This window comes from Labrenzia sp. 5N (genome assembly GCF_012395805.1).
Taxonomy (GTDB): Bacteria; Pseudomonadota; Alphaproteobacteria; order Rhizobiales; family Stappiaceae; genus Roseibium; species Roseibium algicola.
This window is the reverse complement of the sequence record NZ_JAAZTM010000009.1, coordinates 200,259-219,131: the sequence shown is the minus strand read 5'-3', so window position 1 is coordinate 219,131 and position 18,873 is coordinate 200,259. Positions and strand designations below refer to the sequence as shown.

General features: G+C 60.0%; 18 protein-coding genes. 5 read left to right on the top strand and 13 right to left on the bottom strand.

Annotation, left to right across the window (positions count from 1 at the left end; genetic code table 11):
* Positions 1-32 precede the first annotated feature (32 nt).
* From prmC to HEP89_RS10790, 4 genes are all read right to left on the bottom strand, one after another.
* Positions 33-881, bottom strand: coding sequence for a peptide chain release factor N(5)-glutamine methyltransferase (gene prmC, locus HEP89_RS10805; RefSeq protein WP_168692008.1), 849 nt, complete (start codon positions 879-881; stop codon positions 33-35).
* Position 882: 1 nt separating this feature from the next.
* Complete coding sequence (prfA, locus tag HEP89_RS10800) at positions 883-1,956, bottom strand: peptide chain release factor 1 (protein WP_023002990.1); 1,074 nt, start codon at positions 1,954-1,956, stop codon at positions 883-885.
* A 54-nt stretch (positions 1,957-2,010) separates the two neighbouring features.
* Complete coding sequence (ptsP, locus tag HEP89_RS10795; protein WP_023002989.1) at positions 2,011-4,278, bottom strand: phosphoenolpyruvate--protein phosphotransferase; 2,268 nt, start codon at positions 4,276-4,278, stop codon at positions 2,011-2,013.
* Between the two features lie 64 nt (positions 4,279-4,342).
* Entirely contained in the window at positions 4,343-5,593 is a 1,251-nt protein-coding gene (locus tag HEP89_RS10790) for an aspartate kinase (RefSeq protein ID WP_055659596.1), read from the bottom strand.
* Between the two features lie 193 nt (positions 5,594-5,786).
* Between HEP89_RS10790 and ubiG the strand changes: the two genes are divergently transcribed.
* The 3 genes from ubiG to HEP89_RS10775 all read left to right on the top strand — a co-directional run bounded on the left by ubiG (position 5,787) and on the right by HEP89_RS10775 (position 8,019).
* Positions 5,787-6,548: a bifunctional 2-polyprenyl-6-hydroxyphenol methylase/3-demethylubiquinol 3-O-methyltransferase UbiG gene (gene ubiG / locus HEP89_RS10785; RefSeq protein WP_168692007.1), complete on the top strand. Its 762-nt coding sequence runs from the start codon at positions 5,787-5,789 to the stop codon at positions 6,546-6,548.
* The gene (locus HEP89_RS10780; RefSeq protein WP_023002986.1) at positions 6,548-7,243 is read left to right on the top strand and encodes an alpha/beta hydrolase; all 696 of its coding nucleotides are present in this window, start codon (positions 6,548-6,550) and stop codon (positions 7,241-7,243) included. Before ubiG ends, HEP89_RS10780 begins: the two co-directional genes overlap by 1 nt.
* A 230-nt stretch (positions 7,244-7,473) precedes the next feature.
* Positions 7,474-8,019 carry a hypothetical protein gene (locus HEP89_RS10775; RefSeq protein ID WP_168692006.1) on the top strand — a complete coding sequence of 182 codons (546 nt, stop codon included), beginning with the start codon at positions 7,474-7,476 and terminating at the stop codon, positions 8,017-8,019.
* A gap of 204 nt (positions 8,020-8,223) precedes the next feature.
* Here the strand turns inward: HEP89_RS10775 and HEP89_RS10770 are convergent, their stop codons facing one another.
* The 5 genes from HEP89_RS10770 to HEP89_RS10750 form a co-directional block, all read right to left on the bottom strand.
* On the bottom strand, positions 8,224-8,595 hold the full coding sequence (locus tag HEP89_RS10770; protein WP_168692005.1) for a response regulator: 372 nt from the start codon (positions 8,593-8,595) through the stop codon (positions 8,224-8,226).
* A gap of 381 nt (positions 8,596-8,976) precedes the next feature.
* The gene (locus HEP89_RS10765) at positions 8,977-9,504 is read right to left on the bottom strand and encodes a DUF1178 family protein (RefSeq protein ID WP_168692004.1); all 528 of its coding nucleotides are present in this window, start codon (positions 9,502-9,504) and stop codon (positions 8,977-8,979) included.
* Positions 9,501-10,355 carry a carbon-nitrogen hydrolase family protein gene (locus HEP89_RS10760; protein ID WP_168692003.1) on the bottom strand — a complete coding sequence of 285 codons (855 nt, stop codon included), beginning with the start codon at positions 10,353-10,355 and terminating at the stop codon, positions 9,501-9,503. Before HEP89_RS10760 ends, HEP89_RS10765 begins: the two co-directional genes overlap by 4 nt.
* A 47-nt stretch (positions 10,356-10,402) precedes the next feature.
* Positions 10,403-10,660, bottom strand: a complete 258-nt coding sequence (grxC, locus tag HEP89_RS10755) for a glutaredoxin 3 (RefSeq protein ID WP_006932400.1) — start codon at positions 10,658-10,660, stop codon at positions 10,403-10,405.
* Between the two features lie 114 nt (positions 10,661-10,774).
* A complete protein-coding gene (locus HEP89_RS10750; RefSeq protein ID WP_168692002.1) occupies positions 10,775-11,536 on the bottom strand; it encodes a ComF family protein in 762 nt (253 codons plus the stop codon).
* 295 nt (positions 11,537-11,831) lie between these two features.
* Between HEP89_RS10750 and HEP89_RS10745 the strand changes: the two genes are divergently transcribed.
* On the top strand, positions 11,832-12,662 hold the full coding sequence (locus HEP89_RS10745; protein ID WP_209014608.1) for a methyltransferase domain-containing protein: 831 nt from the start codon (positions 11,832-11,834) through the stop codon (positions 12,660-12,662).
* A gap of 19 nt (positions 12,663-12,681) precedes the next feature.
* Here HEP89_RS10745 and HEP89_RS10740 read toward each other — a convergent pair whose 3' ends face one another.
* From HEP89_RS10740 to HEP89_RS10725, 4 genes are all read right to left on the bottom strand, one after another.
* Positions 12,682-12,909, bottom strand: a complete 228-nt coding sequence (locus tag HEP89_RS10740) for a Flp family type IVb pilin (RefSeq protein WP_306355458.1) — start codon at positions 12,907-12,909, stop codon at positions 12,682-12,684.
* A 29-nt stretch (positions 12,910-12,938) separates the two neighbouring features.
* On the bottom strand, positions 12,939-13,340 hold the full coding sequence (gene mutT, locus HEP89_RS10735) for an 8-oxo-dGTP diphosphatase MutT (RefSeq protein ID WP_055659610.1): 402 nt from the start codon (positions 13,338-13,340) through the stop codon (positions 12,939-12,941).
* An 85-nt stretch (positions 13,341-13,425) separates the two neighbouring features.
* Positions 13,426-14,667, bottom strand: coding sequence for a bifunctional glutamate N-acetyltransferase/amino-acid acetyltransferase ArgJ (gene argJ, locus HEP89_RS10730; protein WP_168692001.1), 1,242 nt, complete (start codon positions 14,665-14,667; stop codon positions 13,426-13,428).
* 255 nt (positions 14,668-14,922) lie between these two features.
* Entirely contained in the window at positions 14,923-15,807 is an 885-nt protein-coding gene (locus HEP89_RS10725) for a peptidylprolyl isomerase (protein ID WP_051990069.1), read from the bottom strand.
* Positions 15,808-16,076: 269 nt separating this feature from the next.
* Here HEP89_RS10725 and secA point away from each other — a divergent pair, with 269 nt between their 5' ends.
* On the top strand, positions 16,077-18,848 hold the full coding sequence (gene secA / locus HEP89_RS10720; protein ID WP_055660436.1) for a preprotein translocase subunit SecA: 2,772 nt from the start codon (positions 16,077-16,079) through the stop codon (positions 18,846-18,848).
* The last annotated feature ends 25 nt before the right edge of the window (positions 18,849-18,873 follow it).

The following is an 18,873-nucleotide window of genomic DNA, read 5'->3' as shown; positions in this document are numbered from 1 at the left end:
TGCTTTTTCGCCTTTGGATCAAATCCGCAAAATTAGAGCCTGCGCCCCACCACAACACGGTCGTTTCCGGAAAGATCTTTAATGATTTCAATCTCTACAAAGCCATGATGACGCAGCTGTTTTTCCAGATCCTCTCTTTGATCGAAGCCGATTTCGAGAGCGATCCAACCGCCCGGGCGCAGCAGCTTCACAGCATCCGCGACAATACGAACATAGGCTGTCAGGCCGTCCTCACCGCCATCTAGTGCAAGCTTCGGGTCATGCTGAATCACTTCGCGCGACAGTTCGGCGAGGACAGCGCTGCGGATATAGGGCGGGTTGCTGACGACCCAGTCGAAGCCGCTTTCCGGCCGCAGGGCGGAAGTATAGTCCGACCGCACGGGAAGAAACCGGTCTTCCACGCCGTGCAGAGAAGCGTTGCCTGCAGCACATTCAAGCGCCTGTTCCGACAGGTCCACCGCGATCATCCGGCTTCGGGGCAACTCCGCCAGCAACGTGACGGCGATGGCGCCCGTGCCCGTGCCGATATCGCAGATGAACGGTGCTTCTTCAGGAGCACATCTTTCCAGCACGGCATCGATCAGGGTTTCAGTGTCCGGCCGAGGCTCCAGCGTTGCCTCGTTCAAATGAAATCGCCGGCCGTAGAAATCCCGTTCCCCGAGTATCCGGCCGACGGGCATGCCTTCCAGGCGTTTCCGCGCATAAGCCTCTGCAAGTTCGGCCGCACCAGGTGCTGCCTCTTCCTGTTCTCGAAAGACAAGATCCGACAGGGGCAGCTTGAGCGCCGCGCTGACCAGAAGCCTTGCATCCAGTTCCGGTGTCGGCAAACCGGCCACCCGAAACCGGTCGCGCACGGACCGGTAAAGCTGGCCGATGGTCACCTCAGGCCTCTTCGGTTGCCAGAAGATTGGCCTGGTGGTCCAGGATCAACGGCTCGATGACTTCTCCAAGCGCTTCCCCCGAAAGGATCTGCTCCAGCTTGTAGAGCGTCAAACCGATACGATGATCCGTCACGCGGCCCTGCGGGTAGTTGTAGGTTCGGATACGCTCGGACCGATCGCCGGACCCGACCTGCAACCGCCGGGCTTCGGTCCGCTCGCTCGCAGCCCGCTCGCGCTCCTCGTCATAGATGCGCGCCCGCAGAAGCTGCATGGCTCGCGCCTTGTTCTTGTGCTGGGAGCGTTCGTCCTGAACGGCAACGACGATACCCGTCGGCAAGTGCGTGATGCGCACTGCAGAATCGGTCGTGTTGACGTGCTGCCCACCTGCGCCGGAAGCGCGATAGGTGTCGATCCTCAAGTCGCTCTCCTGAACGTCGATATCGACGTCCTCCGCCTGAGGCAGTACGGCAACGGTTGCCGCCGACGTATGAATACGCCCGCCCGACTCGGTTGCGGGCACCCGTTGCACCCGGTGAACACCGGACTCGAATTTCATCTTGGCAAAAACGTTGTCGCCGGAAACGGACGCGATCACTTCCTTGTAGCCGCCGACTTCACCTTCGCTGGCAGACAGGATTTCCACCTTCCAGCCCTGAAGTTCGGCATAACGCTGGTACATGCGGAAGAGATCACCGGCAAAGAGAGCCGCCTCGTCGCCGCCGGTCCCCGCCCGCACTTCCAGGATGGCATCGTTGGAGTCCGCCTCGTCCTTCGGCAACAGCCCGATGCGTACATCCTGGGCCAGTTCTTCGACGCGCTCTTCCAGCTCGTCGCGCTCCATTTCGGCAAGCTCGCGCATTTCCGCGTCGGAGGACGGATCCTGCACCAGTGACTTTGCACCGGCCAGATCCTGTTCCGCCTTGATCAAGGCACGGATTTTGCCGACCAACGGCTCCAGTCCGGCATATTCCCGCGACAGCTTTACATAAGCGCCCGGATCCGGATTGGCGGACATCATGTGTTCGAGTTCAGCGAACCGGTCCAGCAAGGTATCAAGTTTGTGACGCGCCAGCATACGCGCTGATTCTCCAGAAATTATCGCTTTGACGGTGAGTTACGCCCGTTAGCGCTAAAGGGCAACATCGGTTTCGGCGGCAAAGCGCTTCAACACTTCCCGTATGTTGCTGTCATCGTGTCCCGGCTCCAGTCGCGGCAGCAACCTGGCGGACAGGCGACCGGCGTCAAGGGTCCGAAGCATGGCTTTCACCGGCCCAAGAGACGCGGGCGACATGGAAAGGTCCCTGAAGCCCAGGCCTATCAACGCCATGCCTTCAAGTGGACGGCCAGCAAGCTCTCCGCAAAGGGTCACGGGCACATGAGCCTTATTTGCGGCATCCACGATGGATTTCAAGGCCCGGAGGAAGCCGACACCCAATGTGTCGAACCTGTCGGCAACACGCGTGTTGCCCCGGTCGACGGCGCAGAAGAACTGGAACAGATCGTTGGAACCGACAGACACAAAGTCGACATGGCTCATCAGCTCTTCCAGTTGGAACAGCAGCGAAGGCACTTCCACCATCACACCCAGACGGATGTTTTCCGGCGTGGCGTGACCGTGGCGGCGCAGGTGCTTGACTTCCTTGTCCACCAGCGATTTGGCCTGCAGGAATTCATCGACCACGGCAACCATCGGGAACATCAGTTTCAGGTCCCGGCCGGCGGCCGCATGCAGCAAGGCCCGGATCTGGGTTCTGAGCAGGCCCGGCCGATCAAGGCCGAGGCGCAGTGCGCGCCAGCCCATCGCCGGGTTTTCCTCCTGGATCGAGCGCAGGTACGGCAGCACCTTGTCACCACCGATATCGAGCGACCGGAACGTAACCGGTCGGCCCGCCGCCGCATCGAGAACCTGGCTGTATTGGGACTGCTGCTCCCGCATGCGCGGGAACGAAGACGCCACCATGAACTGCAGTTCGGTGCGGAACAGGCCTACCCCGGCCGCGCCAGCCTCATCCAGGTGCGGCAGGTCGACCAGAAGACCCGCATTCATCTGAAGCGAGATGTCGACACCGTCCCGCGTGACGGACGGCTTGTTGCGCAGGCGCCGGTACTGGGCCTGTCGCCGCGCACGGAAGCGGACCTTTTCCGCGTAGGCATTTTCCAGATCGGCGGCCGGGCGCAAGTGCACTTCGCCGGTGTCGCCATCCACGATGATCGCGTCGCCGCCATCGGCCAGGCTGACGATATCATCCACGAGTCCGACCGTCGGGATGCCGAGCGCCCTGGCAACGATGGTCACGTGGCTTGTCGGGCCGCCTTCTTCCAGCACCAGGCCGCGAATGCGGTCGCGGCCGTAGTCCAGCAGTTCCGCGGCGCCCATGTTGCGGCCGACGACGATCGCATCCTGGGGCAGTTCATCCAGGCCCGGGCCGTGTTCCCGGCCCATGAGTTCGCGGATAAGCCTGTGGGCAAGGTCGTCGAGGTCGTGCAGGCGCTCACGCAGATACGGATCGGTCTGGCGAAGCATCCGGGCGCGCGTGTCGCTCTGGACCTTTTCGACGGCAGCCTCGGCGGTCAGGCCGTTGCGGATCGCTTCCTCGATCTTCCGGATCCAGCCGCGGTCATAAGCGAACATGCGGTAGGCTTCCAGCACCTCTCGGTGCTCGCCGATGGCCGCGATTTCTCCGCTGGCCAGCAGATCGTCGATCGAAAGCCGCAGCCGGTTGATGGCAGCTTCCAGACGCCCCTTTTCCCGGTCCGTATCTTCCGCGATCAGGTTCGTGACGACGACACGCGGCTCATGCAGAACCACATGACCGAGGCCGACACCTTCGGCAAGGCCAACACCGTTGGAGGTGATTGGCCGGGAAAGATCGAGACCGGTGGCCTTCTGGGAAATGGCTTCCAGTTCGCCGGCGGCCACCATTTCGGCGATCACCATGGCGGTCGTCTGCAACGCTTCGACTTCGTCTTCCAGATAGGTCCGGTGAGACTTGTTCTGGACGACAAGAACGCCAAGCGTTCGGCCGGCTCTCAGGATCGGCACACCGAGGAAGGAATTATAGGCCTCTTCACCCGTTTCCGGCAGATAGGCAAAGCCCGGGTGGGCACTGGCGTTGGGCAGGTTCAGCGGCCGGGCTTCGGCCGCGATCAGGCCGACAAGACCCTGGCCGACGCGCAGCGAGGCATTGTGGACCGCTTCGCTCTTCAGACCCTCGGTCGCATAGAGTTCGAGAACACCATCGGCGCGCAGGATATAAACGGAACAGACTTCTGCGACGACGTTCGAGGCGATCAACACCACGATCTTGTCGAGTCGCTCCTGCGCCGTGATCGGCTCCGCCATGACTTCGCGAAGCCGGCGGAGCAGAAGGCGCGGTCCGGCTAGGTTGCTGCGCATAGCGCCCCCGTTGATCCCGCTTCAAACAGGCCCCTTTTCTACAGGGGCCTGCCTCCCGGATGAACTATCCGTCCAACCCGTATAGCGAATGCAGAGTCCGCACCGCAAGTTCTGCATATGCTGAATCAATAAGCACAGAGATCTTGATCTCGGATGTGGTGATGGCTCGGATGTTGATACCCTTGGACGCGAGGCCGCGGAAACACTGGGCCGCGATGCCTGCATGCGAGCGCATGCCGATGCCGATGACGGAAACTTTCACCACGTCACGGGCACCTTCAAGGTTCTGGAAACCGATGACGCCGCGATTGTCTTCCAGCACCTTGTTGGCGCGTTCGAAATCGCCTTCGGGAACCGTGAAGGTGATGTCGGTGGTCTTGCCATCCGGCGAAATGTTCTGGACGATCATGTCGACGTTGATGTTGGCATCCGCCAGCGGACCGAACACGGATTCGGCGACACCCGGCTTGTCGGCAACGTCACGAAGAGAGATCTGGGCTTCGTCCTTGGCATAGGCGATGCCGGTGACAACCTGCTGTTCCACGAGTTCATCCTCGTCGCAAATAAGAGTTCCAATCGGAAGGCCGTTCTCGCCGACCTGGGGCGCATCCGGATCGTCAAAGCTGGAGCGCACGAATGTTCTGACGCCATGAACCATGGCCATTTCCACGGAGCGCACCTGGAGCACCTTCGCGCCGAGCGAGGCCATTTCGAGCATTTCCTCGAAAGACACCCGGTCAAGACGCTGCGCCTTGGGCACAATGCGCGGATCGGTGGTGTAGACGCCATCGACATCGGTATAGATATCACAGCGGTCGGCCTTGATGGCAGCGGCGATGGCAACGGCGCTGGTGTCGGACCCGCCGCGACCCAGGGTCGCGATCCGGTTGTCCGGCGCCACCCCCTGGAAGCCCGCGAGCACAGCCACCTGGCCCTGCTCGAGACGCTCGCTCAGGAAGCTGCCCTCGATATCGCGGATGCGGGCCGCACCGTGGTTCTCGTCGGTCTTGATCGGCACCTGCCAACCTTGCCACGACCGGGCGTTGACGCCCATGTCCTGCAGCACGATGGCCAGGAGACCGGACGTCACCTGCTCGCCGGAAGCAACCACGGCATCATATTCGCGGGCATCGTGGAGCGGTGATGCCTCACGGCAAAACTCCACCAGCTTGTTGGTCTGTCCGGCCATGGCCGAAACTACCACCGCGACCTGATGGCCGGCGTCCACTTCCCGTTTGACATGGCGGGCGACGTTACGGATGCGATCAAGATCGGCAACCGAAGTCCCGCCAAATTTTAAAACCAGTCGGGCCATACCACTCGTATTCTTTATAGTCGTGTCTGGAAGCGCTGTTGCGCCTCTGGGATCGGCGCACATGCATACAGGCTGCGTTCCTTTGCTGCAACTGGGTGTCTTGACAAATAGTCTCAGACCTTGGAACGACTTCGAACCGTTGAATGATCAGGCGAAGCGCCAAGCCGCTTCACGCTCTTGAAAGGACCGTCCGATGACTGGCAGGGCTCAGGAAACCAGAAGCACGATCGACAGCGAGGAAGTCGCGCGCTTTTCCGCCATGGCAGAAGAGTGGTGGGACCCGACGGGCAAGTTCAAGCCCTTGCACAAGTTCAGCCCGGTGCGGCTGGGCTACATCAAGGACCATGTCTGCCGGCATTTCGGCCGCGACCCGAAGGCCACGGACGCGTTCAAGGGGTTGCGCTGCCTCGATATCGGCTGTGGCGGCGGCCTGTTGAGCGAACCGATGGCACGGCTTGGTGCCGATGTGGTCGGCGCGGACCCGTCCGAAACCAACATCGAGATCGCCCGCCTTCACATGAAGACCTCCGGCCTCGAAATCGACTACAGGGCAGAAACAGCGGAAGCATTGGCAGCGGCGGGGGAGACCTTCGACGTTGTGTTCAACATGGAAGTGGTCGAGCACGTCGCCGACGTACCTCTGTTCCTGGAGGCCACCGCGCAAATGGTACGTCCGGGTGGGCTGATGTTCGTCGCGACCATCAATCGCACGCTGAAAGCCTATGCACTTGCCATCGTCGGCGCCGAATACGTCCTGCGCTGGTTGCCGAAGGGCACCCATTCCTACGAAAAGCTGGTTCGCCCTTCCGAAATCGAAGGCCCGCTTCAGACCGCCGGGCTCACCATGATCGACCGTTGCGGCGTCACCTACAATCCGCTGACAGACACCTGGGCCAGATCGCGCGACATGGACGTGAACTACATGCTGCTGGCGGAACGGGCGAAAGACAGCTGATGAGCGATCCGATCCTGTTCGTACCGGGCCTTTTGTGTACCGAAGCGCTCTACGCCCCGCAGATAGTTGCCTTTGCCGACCGACCGATCATGGTGGCAAACCACCGCGAACACGACAGCATCAAGGCGATCGCCGCCAGCATCCTGGAAAAAGCACCGGAGCGGTTTTCCCTTATCGCTCTGTCCATGGGCGGCTATGTCGCCATGGAAATCATGCGCGAAGCGCCGGAGCGGGTCGGCAAACTTGCCCTTCTGGACACCAACTCCCGGCCGGATACGCCCGATCAGTCGGAGCGCCGGCAGTTCCTCATCGACCTGACCCGCAAGAAGGGCTTTTCCAAGGTTCCTCACCTCCTTTACCCCGGGTTCGTTCATGAAAAGCGCGAGGAAGACGAAGAGCTGAAGGCAATCGTCGTCGAGATGGCGCAGGAAACCGGGCCCGAGGCCTTCATCCGCCAGCAGACCGCGCTTATCAACCGCATCGATTCCCGCCCCCGTCTCGGCGAGATCACCTGCCAGACGCTTGTGCTGGTCGGTGATGGCGACCGGCTCACACCGGTTGAAATCTCGCAGGAAATCCACGACCACATTCCCCAAAGCGAATTGGCGGTGATCCAAGGCAGCGGCCACCTGTCGCCTCTCGAAGCACCTGAAAAGGTAACGGCGACACTGCGCGATTTTCTCAATCGCCCTTAAGCCTGCAAATCGGCTGCACAAACCTGAGGCACAAATGCCTTTTACGTAAGAATCGGTATGCGATTTGATCCGTGTCAAAGCTTGGCCTTGATGCAAAGGTACAGTTACGTCACCTTTGGAGCGGGGCCCTGCGCTGGCAATGACAGAATGCGCAGGTCCGGGGACGGCAAGCCGGCGAAGAACGCCATGGCCAGCCGCAGGACGTCACACGAACAACCGGAGGATCTTCCATGCCGACGAAAAGCAATACAGGTGCCTTCGACTTCAGCGCCATGATGGCCGAATGGCCCAAGCTGCCGGAATGGCCGGCACCAACCGAATGGCCAATGCCTGCCTTTTCCAACTGGGCGTTTGCCGAGCGCGAAGACCGCATTGAAGCCAAGGCCATCGCGAATTTCCAGAAAGTGGGCAAGACCATGTGGTCCCATGCCGAAAAGGCGTTTGATGACCACATGAATTTCGTCAGCCACCGGCTGCACCAGGACATGGAATGCGCCAAGTCCCTCAGCCAGTGCGCCGCGCCGGAAGAAACCATGGCAACCCTGCAGGATTTCTATTCCAGAATGGCGAGCGAGTATCAGGACCATTTCGAAAAGCAGGCTGCCCTCTTCCGCGACAGCTTTTCAGAAAGCGCCGCCGTGGTTGAGGAGCTCAATGAAACGGCGATGGAAAGCGTCAACGAGATGAGCAAGGCTGCAGAAGAAAGCCTGGAAGAAACCAAGGCTGCGCTGAAACCGGCGCAGGCGCGGCGCAAGCCGGCTTCAGCGAAACCCTGACATCCTCGCCAGACCGGCCGTACACCGTTTAACCTGCTTCATCCGCTCGGGCTGAAGCAGGTTTTCATTTTGGCTGTCACGGAAAAATTCCAGGCGCCTGGCTCCACCGGCACCCGGTGAAGCCGCCGCGAAGCTGCACAGTTCGGAAGCCAGGAAGACGCCAGACCCCAAACCGATCAGCAAAGCGCGCTTTGAAGGGCCCGCTTACGTCCGTTTGAGCAGCGTCCGGGCCGTTTCCACGGCAATCTGCAAACGCTTGGGGTTAGACGGCTTCGGAACGACTTCAGCCCCTCCATAGCGATTTTTCAGGTCCACCTTGTCCGTATTACCGGTATGAAAGATGATCGGCACTTGCTGAGCATGCAGCGTGTCGGCCAGCGGATAGACAACGCCATCGGCCAGATCGACATCCAGAAGTGCCAACTCTGGCGGCTCTGAAGACACGCAGGAACGTGCCTCGGCAACGGTCGCGAATGGCCCGACAACCTGCAAACCCATGCCAGACAGGATATCTTCCAGCATCCAGGCGATCAGCGGCTCATCTTCCGCCACCATTACACGTATCGTATCGGGCATGTTCATCTCAGTCATCGACATCGGGAACCTCGGCACAGCATCATGATTATAAATGTTTGTTTCAATATTCAACACCGACAACCCGAAAAAGTTCCCAAGTCGATGTAAATTTTAAATATCCAAAATAATTAACAATGATTAACACTACGTAAGAAATTTTTTGGAACAATCCCACTACATAAACGCAATATATCTTCTTTTACGTGATCTTCAACTGAGACTACCGAAAGAGAAACGCCTCTTTCCCGACAAACTAAACTTCCAGCGAAACGGCTGAGAAATCGCAATAGCAGGGAAATTGCAGAGGCCGGCAACCCGGGCGCGAAGCTCCCGCCCCTTTCCTGGGTACGCTCCGAACTTCACGCTGAAATCCGCCTGAACTCAGTTCTTGTCGTCAGGCAGTTCAGGAAGTGCGAACACCTGGATGCCCTCGTCAAGCAATGCCTCGACATCCTTGGGCGTTGTCTCGCCATAGATGCTGCGTTCTTCAGCTTCGCCATAGTGGATCTTGCGGGCTTCCGCCGCAAAATTCTGACCGACGTTTTCCGAACTTTCGACGATACGCGCACGCACCAGCCGAAGAGCTTCGAGGATTTCCTTCTGCTGCACATCCTGAGGCAACAGGGCGGACGGGCGCATTTCGGTCGAGGCAGCTGCCGTCGGCGCATCGGCCTTGTTGGCAGCGGCTGCGGCCACCGACTGCAATTCCGCCTGCGCGGCACCGACAAGCGCTTCCCGCTTGCGTGCGGTCGAAACTGCCGGCGCCATCAAACCTTTCTGAACGCTGGTTGCTCCGCAGATCGGGCAGACAACCAGTTTTCGCGCACACTGCGCGTCGAAATCATCGGAATTGCGGAACCAGCCTTCGAAGGAATGTGCACTGTCGCAAACGAGCGTGTATTTGATCACGCCGAAATCTCCTTCAGACCATCCGCGTGACAGCAGACGAAATCCCGCTCGTTGGCGATCGCAGGGATGCGCGCCCGCGCATCGGCAACCTTCTGGGTGTCGATCTCGGCGAGAACGTAGCCGGGATCATCATTGTCTATCTCGGCGATCACGGCACCCCAGGGGTCGATAATCAGGCTGTGACCATAGGTTTCACGCCCGTCTTCATGCGTGCCACCCTGTGCAGCCGAAATCACGTAGGCACCGTTTTCAATGGCACGGGAGCGCTGCAGTACGTGCCAATGCGCCTGCCCGGTCTGGCGGGTAAAGGCTGCCGGCCCCGTCAGAACCTGTGCACCCTGACGAGCCTGGGTCCGGAAAATTGCCGGAAATCTTATATCGTAACAGACAGCCATGCCGACCTTGGCAAAGGGCAGATCCGCGATGACCGTCTGTGTTCCAGGTTCATAGGTTGCGGACTCGCGCCAGCTTTCGCCATTTGGCAGGTCCACGTCGAACATGTGGATCTTGTCGTAGGTCGCAAGGATCTTGCCGTCAGGCCCGATCAGAAAGGCACGGTTTGCGACCTTGCCGTTGCCGGCAAGCACGGCCAGCGACCCCAGATGCAGATGGATGCCCAGCTCGGCTGCAAGCGCACGTGCTCTTTTCAGGAACAGGTCGTCTTCGGCATCGGAAATCCGCTCCAGCAGTTCTTCGCGGCTGCGCACCAGAACATTGGACATTTCAGGCGTTTGAACGAATTGCGCGCCATCCTTTGCCGCTGCCCGGATCAGGTCTTCCGCAGCATCGGCGTTGTCCGAAATCGTCTTGCCGCTGCGCAGCTGAATGCATGCTGCCGTGAATGAGGTCATCCGACCGCTGTCTCCGTCCTGGTAGGTAAGATTGTTCCTTCAGTAAATCAGGACGCGAGCAGTGCGTCCAGTTTACCTGCACGTTCCAGATCGTGAAGATCGTCGCAGCCGCCCACATGGGTTTTGCCGACGAAGACCTGCGGGAACGTTGAATGACCATTGGCCTTCTGCACCATTTCCTTGCGCAGGCCTGGATCGAACGTGGCATCGTGTTCCGTGTAGGCAACGCCTTTCTTGTCCAGCAGCCGCTTGGCCGCCGTGCAGAAGCCGCAGAGCTGGCGCGTATAGATCACCACTTCAGCCATCAGGTCTTTTCCTTGCTTTTTGGCAGCTGCACGCTTTTTCCCGCACCGCCGCACACCAAATCCGGGCGTTATATGCGAGCGCGCGGAGAAAACTCAAGAGGAAGACCGTCGGGATCAGGTCGTGTTGCCAGAGCGCAAAGCAGGGTCGACTTGCGCGAATGTGAGCACGTCGACGGAAGCTGCCCCTGAAGAAAGCAGGCATTTACAGCAGGCCGACACCGTTGAGCCGGTCGTCAGCACATCATCGATCAACACAACGTGACGCCCCTGAACCAGATCGGCCCGGCCACCATCGACCTTGAAAGCCGAGCGGACATTCTTGTGGCGGTCCTTGGCTGACAGGCCAACTTGCCGGCGTGTAGGTTTTTGCCGCCTGAGGACCTGCGGTTCAAACTGGCCACCGCATTCGCGGGCAACTTCCTTCGCCAGATCTGCCGCCTGGTTGAACCGGCGCTGCAGCAGTCGCATCCAGTGCAGCGGCACCGGCACCAGCAGGCTGTCCCTGCTCAGAAGTTCGCTGCCGGAACGCGCCATCCAGCGTGCCATCGGACGGGCAAGTTCCCGCCGCCCGGAAAACTTCAGCGCATGCACCATCTGCCGGGCGGGACCATCATAAAAGGCCACCGCCCGCAACCTGTCGAACACAGGCGGCGAGGCGATCGCCTGCGGACTCCAGGCACCGTCGCCGACATCATAGGAGAAAGGAATACCGAGCCGCTGACACCAGGGCCGCTCCAGGAACGGCATCCGGGACCAGCATTCCGCGCACAATCCCGTCTGCTCGGACACCCGCGCATCGCAGCTGAAGCATCGCTGCGGCAGCACGAAATCGAGCGCAAATCGCGCCGCGACTTCCGGCAGGCCAGCAATGTTCATCGCAAGGCTTCGCAAAACCGCTCCCCAATGGCACCCGACAGGAAAAACCCTTCAAACTGAGGAATACATTGGCACCGAAAACACATATCTGGCCAGCCCGAACAAGCAGGAACCGGCCTGAAGTTTCTGGATGCCTGCTCCGCAAGCCGCCTGGCGCGACCCTTGCGCCTTTGACCTTGGCGGGCGGATACCATATGTGACCGCGATAAGTTCGATGACAACCGGGATTGCCGTGACCGCACAACCAGATCTCTTCGACCGCTCCTTCTTCCGCACCTGCCGCCTGCGGGCGCTGATGGCTGCCAAACCGGGCGCGGACTTTCTGCTGAAAGCCGTCAGCGAAGATCTGCAGGACCGCCTGCTGCTGATCAATCGGCGGTTTCCGGTTGCTGTCGATCTCGGCGGACACTGCGCTCACGTGAGCGAAGCAATCCGGCAGTCCGGCAAGGCTGACCTCGTGTTGCGCGCAGATCTGTTTGCTGCCGACCCGAGCCTTGCTGCACCCGACCTTGTCTTCGATGACGCCCTGATCCCCTTTGGCGACCAGTCGGTGGATCTGATCGTCTCCGCTCTCAACCTCCAATTCGTCAACGACCTGCCGGGCACACTGGTACAGCTCCGCCGTGCCTTGAAACCGGACGGTCTTTTTCTGGCAACCTTGCCCGGAGCCGGCACCTTGAGCGAACTGCGCGACAGCCTCACGCGGGCTGAGCTGGAAGTAAAAGGCGGTGCAGCTGCAAGGGTGTTGCCGTTTGCCGACACACGTGACCTCGGCAGCCTGCTTCAAAGGGCAGGCTTTGCGCTGCCGGTCACGGATCTGGACAGTCTAACGGTGCGCTATGATACGATGTTCGCACTGCTGGCGGATCTCAGGGCCATGGGTGCAACATCCGTGTTGAAAGACCGCAGCAGAAAGCCGCTGTCTCGGCAGGTACTGCTGCGTGCGGCCGAACTTTATGCACAGAACCACGCCGATGCGGACGGCAGGATCCGGGCGACATTTTCACTGGTAACCCTGTCGGGCTGGGCGCCGCATGAAAGCCAGCAGAAACCGTTGCGACCCGGCTCGGCCAAGACACGGCTCGCAGACGCGCTTGGCGTTCAGGAACGGAAAATAGGCGACTAGAGGTAGCCGATGGCCCGGATCAGCTGGAACCGAGCACACCTTGCAGAGCAGTCGAAATTGTTCCGAAGATATCGGTGCGCATGGCAGTACCGATAGCGGTCATGGCGACCAGCACGACAATGCTGATGAAACCGACAATCAGGCCGTATTCGATCATGGTCGCGCCGTGCTCGTCATCTCCGAAAGCTCTTCCCCGGCGAAAGGCCTGCAACATGCGGTCTGCGACGGTTTGAAATCGAAACGGCATGTGCCCCCCGGGGGTTTGAACAAACGGGCTTAGACGGCATCCAGGAGATGGGGTATCAGAGGTTCATCAGCGGCAGGCATCGGATAATCCCTCAGCCTGACAGCCCGCACCCATTTCAACGCCTGGCCTTCCTTGCCGAGTGGAGTTCCATTCCACCTGCGGCAAATGAACAATGGCATAAGTAGGTGAAAATCTTCGTAAGAGTGGCTGGCAAAAGTAAGTGGCGCCAGACACGCTTCGTTAACTTCAATGCCGAGCTCTTCCTCCAGCTCGCGTATCAGCGTCTCCTCGGGACGCTCGCCTTGCTCGACCTTGCCACCGGGGAATTCCCACAGTCCGGCCATGGATTTGCCTTCGGGCCGCTGCGCCAGAAGAATGCGGCCATCCGCATCCACAAGGGCGCAAGCGGCGACGAGCACGATCTTGGTCATTGGCAGATTGTCCAATCCTGAAACGCTGAATTAACGCGCGGTTAAGCACGTTTGCGGGCAGTACCGTCAGAACTGCTAGGGATACTCAGCTCCGGTAGTCGCCATTAATGGCGACATATTCCTTGGTGAGATCACAGGTCCAGACCGCCGCCTGGCCACTGCCGAGACCGAGATCGACCCGGATGACAATGTCTTCCTGCTCCATGACGGCAGAAGCCGCCGCTTCGCTGTAGTCTGGATCGCGCTCACCTTCCACGGCCACCCGCACATCGCCGAACCAGATGGCCAGCTTGTCGCGGTCGGCCGGCTCACCAGCCTTGCCGACGGCCATGACGACGCGGCCCCAGTTGGCGTCTTCGCCGGCGATTGCCGTCTTGACCAGCGGCGAATTGGCAATCGACAGCGCGATCCGCTTTGCGGACCTATCACTTTCGGCACCTTCAACCCGCACTTCCACGAATTTGCGTGCGCCTTCGCCGTCGCGGACGATCTGATGGGAAAGGTCCAGCATGACGTCGCCAAGAGCGGCCCTCAGCACATCGACGCGCGGATCATCGAGCGAGGCAACGCTCTCCACGCCCTTTTTGCCGGCTGCACCGGTCGCGAACAGAAGAACCGTGTCGGAGGTGGACGTATCGCTGTCGACGGTCACCGCGTTGAAGCTGCCGTCGACTTCCCCGCTGAGCAGAGCCTGGAGAACGGACGGAGCGATCGGAGCGTCGGTATAGATGAACGACAGCATGGTGGCCATGTCCGGCGCAATCATCCCTGCGCCCTTGGCAATGCCGTTGATCGTCACGGTAACACCATCCAGTTCAACGCTTGCAGTGGAGACCTTCGGATAGGTGTCAGTGGTCATGATCGCCTTGGCGGCATCCAGCCAGCTCGCGCTGCCCTGGTTGGCCTTCAATTCTCCGATGACACCGGAAAACTTGTCCGCCGGAAGCGGTTCGCCGATCACGCCGGTTGATGCCAGGAAGATTTCACCTTCGCTGCAGCCAAGCTCCCTGGAGACGATTTCGGCAGACAGTTCAACAGCTGCCTTGCCCTTCTTGCCGGTAAAGGCATTGGCATTGCCGGAATTGACCAGGAGCGCGCGGGCCTTGCCGCCACCGACCCGAGCCTTGCACCAGTCAACCGGCGCGGAAGAACACTTGGAACGGGTGAAGACCCCTGCGACGGCCGTTCCCTCGGCAACCGTTGCCAGCAGGACGTCGGTCCGGCCCTTGTACTTGATCCCGGCAGAGGCGGTCGCGAACTGAACACCCTCGATCTCCGGCATCTCGGGATAGGACTTGGGTGCAAGGGGAGATACGGTGGTCGACATCAAGGCGGTCCCGGTCAGATGATACAAAGTTCCGGATCAACGGGCGCTCAATCGAGATCGTTTGACCGTCCGGACATTGATCCACTCAAATGCGTGCGAGCACCTTGTCAGCGCTCGCCTGAACACTGGATGCTCTTGCCGTAAGCATGGGACAAAGGCAAGCCTTTTCAAGCCTTTTCGGGCGTGGTGCACAAAGGCTGCAAAAAAGCCCGGCAGTCTGACTGCCGGGCTTTCTGGTTTCAGGCAGCGTTTGCCTTACTCGGTCTTGGCCGCACCGTCTTCGGCAGCAGCACCTTCTTCTTCGGACTTGGCCAGGGCCTCATCGAGGATTTCGACTGCAACCTGATCCTTCAGCTCGGCCATGCGGGCGTCATAGCGCTCGCGCATCAGCTGCTGGCGCAGACCATTTGCGACTTCCTCGAACGCCGGCTTTTCCTGACGACGCTTGTCTTCAAGCTTGATCACGTGCCAGCCGAACTGGGTTTCGACAGGCTCCTTGGTGTAGGTGCCCGGCTCCAGCGCAAAAGCCGCAGCCTCGAACGGCGGAACCATCTGACCCTTGACGAAGTATCCCAGGCTGCCGCCATTGGGACCGGACGGACCAGTAGATTTTTCACGAGCCAGTTCAGCGAAGTCCGCGCCACCGTCCAGTTCGGCAATAAGGGCTTCAGCTTCAGCCTTTTCCTTCACCAGGATGTGACGGGCGTTGATTTCTTCCGGACCTTCGAAGTCGGCGAATTCCTTGTCGTATGCCGCCTGCACCTCTTCGTCGGTTACGGCACCGTCGATTTTCTGCGCAAGGTAAGCGTTCCGCAAGGCACGCAGTTTCAGGAAGTCGAGCTGGCGCTCGAAGTCCGGATCCTTGTCCAGGCCATCTTCACGAGCGGCATGCGCCATCAGTTCCATGTCGACCATGACGTCCAGAAGAAGCTTGCGCCACTGTGCCGGCGGGAACCGCTGCAATTCCTTGCCCAGGTCCTGCGCAGCAAAGGCGAGATCGGCTTCGGTGATTTCCGTGTCGCCAACTTTCGCGACCACATCGTCCGGTTCTGCAGCGGACAGAACGGTGGATCCGAGCGACAGCGCCAGGAGAGAAACGGCAAGCGCCTGAGCCGGCCTGCGCATCGAAATTCGGAACATGAGTAGTCCTTTACGTATCGGAACAGTAATCTTTCTTTCCCCTGTCTTGCAGGGGCGTGGCTACATTGCGCATTCCTGCGGCGTTGACAAGCATTCAGCCCCCTCTTATCTGTCGGGCGTCCTGGCCGTAGCGCCGGGAAGGCATCTTTTCGGCCGCGAATGCCGGCCAGCGCTCTGCGCCAGGCGGCAACGTGGACAGCAATTGAGACGATTTCATGGGCAGGCGCCTCTTTGCCAGTTGGCGCCGCCCGGTAGGGAAGGACCGCCACATGGCTGGCCTTGGCGCTTTAGCACGTAAGATTTTCGGTTCGGCGAACGACCGGAAGGTGAAGACATTTCGGGCAAAGGTCGAACAGATCAACGCCCTGGAGTCTGAGATCCAGGCTCTTTCGGACGACGCTCTCAGAGCCAAGACCGACGAGTTCCGAAACCAGCTGAAAAACGGCGCAAGCGTCGATGATCTCTTGGTTCCCGCGTTCGCCACCGTCCGCGAAGCGGCCCGCAGGGCACTCGGTCAGCGACACTACGACGTGCAGCTCATCGGCGGCATGGTCCTCAATTCCGGACAGATTGCAGAAATGCGCACCGGTGAGGGCAAGACACTTGTTGCAACCGCCCCGGTCTATCTCAACGCCCTGACCGGAAACGGCGTTCACGTCGTTACCGTCAACGATTACCTGGCACAGCGCGACAGCGACTGGATGGGTCAGGTCTACAAATTCCTCGGCCTAAGCGTCGGCTGTATCACCCACGGGCTGAGCGACGAAGAACGCCGGGCAGCCTACGCCGCTGACGTCACCTACGGCACGAACAACGAATTCGGCTTCGATTATCTCCGCGACAACATGAAGCATGACCGCCAGTCCATGGTTCAGCGCGGACACGCCTACGCCATCGTCGATGAAGTGGATTCGATCCTGATCGACGAAGCCCGTACGCCGCTGATCATTTCCGGTCCGCTGGAAGATCGCTCCGAGTTCTACAATTCGGTCGACGCCTTCATTCCGCATCTGACTGAAGAAGATTACGAGCTCGACGAAAAGCAGCGTTCAACGACCTTCACCGAAGCCGGTAACGAGAAGCTGGAAAAGCTGCTCGGCGAAGCCGGCCTGCTGAAAGGCGATTCGCTCTACGACGTCGAGAACGTCGCCATCGTGCACCATCTGCAGCAGGCGCTGAAGGCGCACAAGCTGTTCCAGCGCGACAAGGATTACATCGTCCGCAACGACGAAGTGGTCATCATCGACGAGTTCACCGGCCGCATGATGCCGGGCCGCCGTTTCTCCGAAGGCCTGCATCAGGCCCTGGAAGCCCGCGAGAAAGTGCGCATCCAGCCGGAAAACCAGACGCTGGCCTCCATCACGTTCCAGAACTATTTCCGCATGTACGGCAAGCTGGCCGGCATGACAGGTACCGCGTCCACCGAAGCCGACGAATTCGCCGACATCTACAAGCTGGAAGTCGTCGAGATTCCGACCAACGTTTCCGTCAAGCGTATCGATGACGACGACGAGGTCTACCGGACCGTTCAGGAAAAATTCCAGGCCATCGTCAAGCTGATCGACGACTGCAAGCAACGTGCCCAGCCGATCCTGGTCGGCACCACGTCGATCGAGAAGTCCGAATATCTTGCCGAGATGCTCAAGAAGCATGGCTACAAGCAGATCGATCTCAGCGATCCGGCTGCCTTTGCCGCCGCGCAGAAGAACGAAGGCGGCAAGACCAAGGTCTTCGCGGTTCTCAACGCACGCTACCACGAGCAGGAAGCTTTCATCGTTGCCCAGGCTGGTCTGCCGGGCGCCGTGACCATTGCCACCAACATGGCCGGCCGCGGTACGGACATTCAGCTCGGCGGCAACGCCGACATGCAGATCGCCATGGAACTGGGCGACATGCCGGAAGGTGAAGAGCGCAGCGCCAAGGAAGCGCAGATCCGCGCCGAAGTCGAGGACATGAAGCAGAAGGCGCTTGCGGCCGGCGGTCTTTATGTCATCGGCACAGAGCGTCACGAGAGCCGCCGCATCGACAACCAGCTGCGTGGCCGTTCCGGCCGCCAGGGCGACCCGGGCCATTCCAAGTTTTTCCTGTCTCTCCAGGATGACCTGATGCGCATCTTCGGTTCCGAGCGCATGGATTCCATGCTGCAGAAACTCGGACTGGAAGAAGGCGAAGCCATCATCCACCCGTGGATCAACAAGGCGCTTGAAAAAGCTCAGCAGAAGGTCGAGGCACGCAACTTCGACATCCGTAAGAACCTGCTGAAATTCGATGACGTGATGAACGACCAGCGCAAGGTGGTCTTCGATCAGCGTATCGAGCTGATGGACAGTGAAGCGATCCAGGACGCGGTTTCCGACATGCGTCACGACGTGATCGACGATCTTGTATCCGCACACATTCCCGAGCGCGCCTATCCGGAGCAGTGGGATACCGAGGGCCTTCAGGAAGAAGTCCGCAAGTATCTGAACCTGGATCTGCCCATCAAGGATTGGGCGGCCGAGGAAGGTATTGCCGACGAAGAGGTCAAGGACCGCCTGCGCAAGGCGGCCGATGCCGGCATGGCGCAAAAGGTTGCCAAATACAGCCCGGACATCATGCGTCAGGTCGAAAAGGCCGTGCTGCTGCAGACGCTCGACAACCTGTGGCGCGAGCACCTGGCCAATCTCGATCACCTGCGGTCTGTCGTCGGCTTCCGTGGTTACGCCCAGCGCGACCCGCTGCAGGAATACAAGACCGAAGCGTTCACGCTGTTTGAATCCATGCTGACCCAGCTGCGCCAGATGACGACCGCGCAGCTGATGCGGGTCGAACTGGTAACGGAACAGGCACCGCAGATGCCGGCCGAACCGGAAATGCATGCTCATCACATCAATCCCTTGACCGGGGAAGACGAGATGGCCATGGCGGACGCCCAGCTTCCGGTACCTCCGGCACAGCGTGATCCGGAAGACCCTGCGACCTGGGGCAAGGTCGGCCGCAACGAGGCCTGCCCTTGCGGCTCCGGCAAGAAGTTCAAGCACTGCCACGGCGTGCTTGTCTGACGGCAATCGGAACAATTGACCATCA

Bases quoted from the DNA above. Each gene is read 5' to 3' on its own strand.
- prfA (WP_023002990.1), bottom strand. From the start codon at position 1,956: ATGCTGGCGCGTCACAAACTTGATACCTTGCTGGACCGGTTCGCTGAA.
- HEP89_RS10780 (WP_023002986.1), top strand. From the start codon at position 6,548: ATGAGCGATCCGATCCTGTTCGTACCGGGCCTTTTGTGTACCGAAGCG.
- mutT (WP_055659610.1), bottom strand. From the start codon at position 13,340: ATGACCAAGATCGTGCTCGTCGCCGCTTGCGCCCTTGTGGATGCGGAT.
- HEP89_RS10725 (WP_051990069.1), bottom strand. From the start codon at position 15,807: ATGTTCCGAATTTCGATGCGCAGGCCGGCTCAGGCGCTTGCCGTTTCT.
- argJ (WP_168692001.1), bottom strand. From the start codon at position 14,667: ATGTCGACCACCGTATCTCCCCTTGCACCCAAGTCCTATCCCGAGATG.
- HEP89_RS10790 (WP_055659596.1), bottom strand. From the start codon at position 5,593: ATGGCCCGACTGGTTTTAAAATTTGGCGGGACTTCGGTTGCCGATCTT.
- HEP89_RS10760 (WP_168692003.1), bottom strand. From the start codon at position 10,355: ATGACCTCATTCACGGCAGCATGCATTCAGCTGCGCAGCGGCAAGACG.
- HEP89_RS10740 (WP_306355458.1), bottom strand. From the start codon at position 12,909: ATGCCGTTTCGATTTCAAACCGTCGCAGACCGCATGTTGCAGGCCTTT.
- ptsP (WP_023002989.1), bottom strand. From the start codon at position 4,278: ATGCGCAGCAACCTAGCCGGACCGCGCCTTCTGCTCCGCCGGCTTCGC.
- HEP89_RS10750 (WP_168692002.1), bottom strand. From the start codon at position 11,536: ATGAACATTGCTGGCCTGCCGGAAGTCGCGGCGCGATTTGCGCTCGAT.
- grxC (WP_006932400.1), bottom strand. From the start codon at position 10,660: ATGGCTGAAGTGGTGATCTATACGCGCCAGCTCTGCGGCTTCTGCACG.
- secA (WP_055660436.1), top strand. From the start codon at position 16,077: ATGGCTGGCCTTGGCGCTTTAGCACGTAAGATTTTCGGTTCGGCGAAC.
- HEP89_RS10775 (WP_168692006.1), top strand. From the start codon at position 7,474: ATGCCGACGAAAAGCAATACAGGTGCCTTCGACTTCAGCGCCATGATG.
- HEP89_RS10770 (WP_168692005.1), bottom strand. From the start codon at position 8,595: ATGCCCGATACGATACGTGTAATGGTGGCGGAAGATGAGCCGCTGATC.
- ubiG (WP_168692007.1), top strand. From the start codon at position 5,787: ATGACTGGCAGGGCTCAGGAAACCAGAAGCACGATCGACAGCGAGGAA.
- HEP89_RS10745 (WP_209014608.1), top strand. From the start codon at position 11,832: ATGGCTGCCAAACCGGGCGCGGACTTTCTGCTGAAAGCCGTCAGCGAA.